Origin of the sequence: Comamonas denitrificans (genome assembly GCF_042654745.1) — a bacterium.
Classification (GTDB): Bacteria; Pseudomonadota; Gammaproteobacteria; order Burkholderiales; family Burkholderiaceae_C; genus Comamonas; species Comamonas denitrificans.
In genome coordinates this window covers 1-5,664 of the sequence record NZ_JBHSEY010000022.1, presented here as the reverse complement: position 1 = coordinate 5,664, position 5,664 = coordinate 1, and the positions used below count along the sequence as shown (strand labels likewise).

The window sequence follows — 5,664 nt, the reverse complement described above, 5'->3', positions numbered from 1 at the left end:
GGATTTTCGGGCACACAAGGGCAATGCCGTACTCGTTTGTGGCTCTACTACGGTGAAATATCCGGGCTAGTTGATGGCAGGGACTCTATCAACTCCCGCAGCACGGATCGCGCCATAAACAGCGGATAGCGATTTTTGTCTATGCAATCATCCGGGATGCTACACCTAGATAACGATTACAGCCGCTGCCAATGCCCCGCCAGCGGCTGTAATTGTTTTTTATGCCGGGGTGAAGGGATTAAATAATGAGCATTTTGGCCTGGCGTGATGCCCTTGCTGTGCCGTGTATATCCAGATTATTCCCTGCAGATAAGCGCGGTGACTGGCCGGATTGTTTAACACCTGGCCAAGCTGCTGCATTACAGCGCCCTTATGTTGTTGGGGTCGATACGCAAGGGCGGCGGCAAATGGATGCATTAGCCTCAGTGATTAAGGATGCTTGTTTATCTGGTGCTTTGCCTTGTGTTGAAGAGGTGAAGGTTATTAGCCCGCCAGCGCCACCAGTGCAAGAAAAAAACCCTTTTTTTGCTTCTGATGAGTGGTTAAGCGAGTTTTCCCTGAAATCAACAGCCAGACCACAGTTAAACAAAAAAACAAAAGAACACCGAGAGTATTTTATTAAACCGGTTGATTTACTTGCTTGGTTTAATTCTTGTGAGCTTGTGCCAACCCAGCATTTGGCCGCATGGTTTAAAGCCCAGGGCGTGGCGCTGGCTACTGAATCCAGCAGCGCCCCAGAAGCACCAGCCATTAAGAAGGGGGACGTGACGGACTGGCCTTCTTTGGTGCGGTACCGGCAGCAGTTTGTGAAATTGGATGCGCAAAAACGCCCGGGCTGGCCTGTAGAACATATTGTGATTCTTGGCGCTGCGCTGAAGGCGGAAAAGGCAAGCCATAGCAAGGGAGCTACAAAGCGCGTAGCTAGTGAATTGGGCACAAGCAGCCAGAGAGTTACAGAATTACTAAAACGAGAAGACTACAAGGACTGGTTGGAAAGTTCGGCATCGCCAATCAATCGGGTGTATCAATCTGCTGGGTGCAATCCTAAATCGGCTTGAACGCCTTGTTAAATGCCTTTTTTTGCCTTGCCGTTTGCTGGGTTTGTTTTCATCCATCTTCCTCTATACGGGCTTGTTTGCACACTTACAAGGCGACAACAAGACCCTTGATGGCCGAAAGTTTCCCCCAATGGCCATAACCCAACAAGCCGCGCCACGGTGGTGCAGCAAGGGTTTACGGCCTTTGAAAGGAAAACCCGATGGAAAAACGAATCATCGAAGTCCGCCGCCGACCTGCTGTTGTTGTTCCCCTGGTGCCGCGTGATCGCCTTTTACGCCTGCCCGATGTGTCGGACATTGTGGGCATTCGCAAAAGTAGCATTTACGCCCTAATGAAGGAAGGCAAGTTCCCCAAGTGCGTCTATATCACGTCAAAAACTGTTGCTTGGCCTGAATCTGCGGTTTTGGCGTGGGTGAATGATCGAATCAACAAAGGAGCCGTTTAAATGGATGCGCAATTTAATCCGCTGCAGCAAAGCCCCGAGGTTATGGAATTGGTCAATTCTTATTTTGAAATAGCCGTGGATTTTGTGAGCAGTAGCGACATATTGACGGCCCTGTGTGGCGATCTTGAAACCTGCGCCCCTGCCTTGCTTAGTCAAGTGGCTGGCCCCCTGGTTGCAACTTATGTGCAAAGCGCTGTGGGCCTGCACGCGGCTTTCTTGCAAGGCGCTGCGCCAATTTATACCAGCCGCATAAAGAAAAATCTTAAGAGGTAACTATGGAATACAAAATAAATCAAGCCCAGCAGGCCGCCCGCGATCTGGCCCAGCGCCGCTTGCGCGTGGCGGTGGCTCATTTTCAGGGGGCCGGTGTCACTTTGACGGCGGGGACGGTAGTTGTTACGGCGGTTTGCACCGGCCCAAATGGCGAGGTTCTGCGCTGCCGGTTTGACCGTGATGGGATTTTGCGGATTTATTCCAAAAAAACCGGGGCGCTGCTGGCCGTTTCCATGCCGGGAAATCCGACAGTTCTTGCCACCAAATTTGACCCGTTGCCCGATGACCGCTTGCGGCCGGTGATTGATTAAGGGGTAGCCGATGGTGACGAAAATAACTGCGGAGCTGCTGGCCAACGCTTTGACCTATATCCCCGCCAACGGGCCCCGCGCTGACTGGGTGCGGGTGGGGATGGGGATTAAAAGCGAATACCCAGACGATACGGGTTTTCAACTGTTCAGCGATTGGAGCTCAAGCGGCGGGGGTGATTTTGATGCGGCTTCTATCCGCTCTACTTGGCGAAGCATTAAAGCCGGGGGCGGGGTGGGTGTCTCTACCCTGCTGTACCTGGCTAAACAAAACGGCTTTCAATTGCCCCGCCAAGGCCAGCAAACGGCCCGCCCTGCGATTGACGCGCAGCGCCTGGCCCAAGAGCGCAACCAGCGCCACGAAGAAGAGCGAGCCCAAACCCAGGCCCGCCACGAAGCTGCAGCCGCCCAGGCTGTGGCGCTGTGGGATGGGGGCAGTCACGAGGGGCGTAGCGCCTACCTTGAGCGCAAAGGGGTGGGCGGCTTTGGCGTTCGTTATGGGGCCGATGGCTGGTTGCTGGTGCCTCTGGTTGATGGTGCGGGCCGGTTGTGGAATGTGCAGCGCATCGCGCCCAGCGCCCCAGCCAATGGCGGGCCGTCAAAACTGTTTTTAAAGGGCGGGCGCAAGTCCGGCCTGTGGCATGTGCTGGGCCATCTGCCCGGCGCTACCGTTGTGTTGGTGGCTGAGGGCTACGCCACAGCGGCCAGCCTGCACCAGGCCACGGGCTGGCCCGTGGTGGTGGCCTTTGACGCGGGCAACCTGCTGCACGTGGCCCAGGCCGTGCGGGCGCTGCTGCCTGCTGCCCTGCTGGCCGTGTGTGGGGATGATGACAGCGCCACGCAAGCCCGCACAGGCCGCAACCCCGGCCGCGAAAAGGCCGAAGCCGCTGCCCAGGCTGTGCAAGGGTTGGCCGTGTTCCCGCGCTGGCCCGAGGGGGTGCCCGCCGGTGACGGCAAAGACTTTAACGATCTGCACCAGGCGGCGGGCCTGCAAGCGGTGCAGTCGTGTGTGCAAGCGGCGGTTATGGCCGCTCTTGCTGCTGCGCCCGCTGCACCCCCTGCCATGGATGCACGGGGCGAACCCAGCGCCCCCAGTGCCCAAACAGAACAAACCCCTTCCCCTGGTGCTGCTGGCCGTGGTGGTGCTGGTAACGGTGGCGGCAATAGTGGCGGTGGTGGGCGTGGCGGCAAGGGCCGGGGCGCTCCCCAGGAGCCGGAACAATCGCCCGGCTGGGAAGACCCCTTCACCGTGGACAATTCGGGCGTGTGGTGGCATGGCCGCGATAAAGAGGGCAACCCCACGCGCCCGCTGTGGCTGTGCAGCCCGTTGAATGTTGATGCGGTGACGCGCAACCAGGACGGCGCAGATTGGGGCTACTTGCTGACCTTTGCCGACCCACTGGGCAGGCCCAAGCAATGGGCCATGCCAGCCCGTATGCTTTCGGGCGATGGCGGGGAATACCGCGCCGTTCTGCTGGGTATGGGCCTACGCATTGCAACAGCGCCCCAGGCCCGGAACCGCTTGACCGAATACCTTCAAACCCGCAAGCCCGAAGCCTTCGCCACCTGCACCGACCGGATAGGCTGGCATGGCGGGGCGTTTGTGCTGCCGTCAATGACCATTGGCGATGATGCCGAGCGCGTGGTTTTTCAGTCTGAAAACCAGATGGAAAACACGTTCCGACAAAAGCGCGATGTTGCCGATTGGGTGGCCCGTATCGGGGCGCGGTGCGTTGGCAATAGTCGCCTGTCGTTTGCTGTGGCCTGCGCCTTTGCGGGGCCGCTGCTGCGCCCTGGCGGTATGGAAAGCGGGGGTTTTCACTTTCGCGGCGATAGCAGCAGCGGCAAAACAACCGCCCTGCGCCTGGCTGCCAGTGTGTACGGTGGGCAAAGCTATATGCAGCGCTGGCGAACGACTGATAACGCGCTAGAAGCCATTGCAGCCCAGCATTGCGATGGCCTTTTAATTCTTGACGAACTGGCCCAGGTAGATGGCAAGGTGGCCGGGGAGTGCGCCTATATGCTGGCCAACGAACAAAGCAAGGCCCGCGCCAGCCGTAGCGGTGCGGCCCGCGCCCGCCTTTCTTGGCGCTTGCTGTTTCTGAGTGCTGGGGAATTGGGCCTTGCTGACCATATGGCCGAAGGTGGCAAGCGAACAAGAACCGGGCAAGAGGTGCGGATGGCCGACATTCCTGCCGATGCGGGGCAGGGCATGGGCGCGTTTGAATGCTTGCATGATGCCGCCGATGGGGCGGGGTTTTCTACGCTGTTATCAAGTGAGGCGGCGGCTTGCCATGGGGCCGTGGGGTTGGCCTGGCTGCAATGGTGTTCTGCCAATGCGGGCACCCTGGCCCGTTCTGTCCGGCAAGCTGTAGCGCCATTGGCTGCAACCTGGGTGCCTGCTGGTGCCAGTGGGCAGGTTTCCCGCGTGGCCGCCCGCTTTGCCTTGGTGGGCGTGGCCGGGGCTATGGCAACAGCGGCGGGCCTGACGGGCTGGCCCCAGGGCGAAAGCGAACGCGCCGCTAAAGCCTGCTTTGATGCCTGGCTTGCCGCCCGTGGGGGCGCTGGTAATGGGGAGGTTGCAGCCATGCTTCGCCAGGTGCGGGCCTTCTTTGAAATGCACGGTGAAGGGCGCTTTACCTGGTGGCATCGTGGGGCAGATGACCACAATGCCAAAACGCTGCATAGGGCCGGGTTTAGGCGCATGGTGAACGAAGACGGCAAGCCGATTAAAACGGACTCGCAACACCTGCACGAGTACGGCGACAAGATGACCGCCGGGGCTGGTGAGGGGGTAAGCGTTGAATATTTCGTTTTGCCTGAAGTGTTCCGCGCCGAGATTTGCAAGGGCTTTGACTATCGGGCCGTGTGCAAAATCCTGTTGCAACATGGCTGCCTGCAACCAGCCAACGGGCGTGAATACGACTGCAAGCCGCGCCTGCCTGGCATTGGCAATGCTTGGTGCTACCACGTTACCCCCGCCATCATGGAGTTGGAGTTGTAGCCAGCGCCTGCCCCTGCCCAGCAAAAGCGCCCAGGCCATGCCCTGGGCTTTTTTGTGCCCATGTGCCGGTGGGCAAGGGGGGGGCGATCTGCGCCAGTGTTTGCCGTTGCTGGCCGTGGCTTGCGCTGGCCCTAGGGGGCGGCTGCCAGTGTCACGTTGCTGGGCTACCGCCTGTGCTGGTGCTTGGGCTGGCGGCCCTAGGCGCTGCTCCTGGTGGTGGCCTTCGCCCTGGGCCTGCCGTGCTCTTGTGCCCCACCTGGGCCAGTGGCTGGCCCACTGCCTGCCGTGCGGTGCCCAGAGGGGGCGCGGTGGGATTTATTTCGCGCTGCGGTTTCTGGTGAGCGGGGATTGCACCAAAGGGAATAACTGGCCCGGCCTGCTCATTCATGCCCATATCTTTGCCATCGCCATCGCCATTGCCATTGCCATTGCCATTGCCATTGCCATTGCCATTGCCATTGCCATTGCCATTGCCATTGCCATTGCCATTGCCATTGCCATTGCCATTGCCATTGCCATTGCCATTGCCATTGCCATCGCCCTGAAATCTGCGCCAGTGTTTGCCACTGCTGGCC

Annotated in this window: 6 protein-coding genes; all 6 read left to right on the top strand. The window is 59.3% G+C overall.

All coding sequences use genetic code 11. From position 1 onward, the window contains the following. Positions 1-245 precede the first annotated feature (245 nt). Positions 246-1,058 (top strand): hypothetical protein, encoded by an 813-nt coding sequence (locus tag ACFO24_RS05980; RefSeq protein ID WP_377737482.1) that lies wholly within the window; start codon positions 246-248, stop codon positions 1,056-1,058. A 200-nt stretch (positions 1,059-1,258) separates the two neighbouring features. After that, complete coding sequence (locus ACFO24_RS05975; RefSeq protein ID WP_377737480.1) at positions 1,259-1,504, top strand: helix-turn-helix transcriptional regulator; 246 nt, start codon at positions 1,259-1,261, stop codon at positions 1,502-1,504. Then, complete coding sequence (locus ACFO24_RS05970) at positions 1,505-1,777, top strand: hypothetical protein (RefSeq protein WP_377737478.1); 273 nt, start codon at positions 1,505-1,507, stop codon at positions 1,775-1,777. It abuts the gene before it with no gap. 2 nt (positions 1,778-1,779) lie between these two features. Then, positions 1,780-2,088 carry a hypothetical protein gene (locus ACFO24_RS05965; protein WP_377737476.1) on the top strand — a complete coding sequence of 103 codons (309 nt, stop codon included), beginning with the start codon at positions 1,780-1,782 and terminating at the stop codon, positions 2,086-2,088. A 10-nt stretch (positions 2,089-2,098) separates the two neighbouring features. After that, positions 2,099-5,089 carry a DUF927 domain-containing protein gene (locus ACFO24_RS05960; protein ID WP_377737474.1) on the top strand — a complete coding sequence of 997 codons (2,991 nt, stop codon included), beginning with the start codon at positions 2,099-2,101 and terminating at the stop codon, positions 5,087-5,089. 247 nt (positions 5,090-5,336) lie between these two features. Then, positions 5,337-5,664, top strand: a 328-nt coding sequence (locus ACFO24_RS13330) for a hypothetical protein (protein ID WP_417286493.1), incomplete at its 3' end; no start/stop codon positions are given.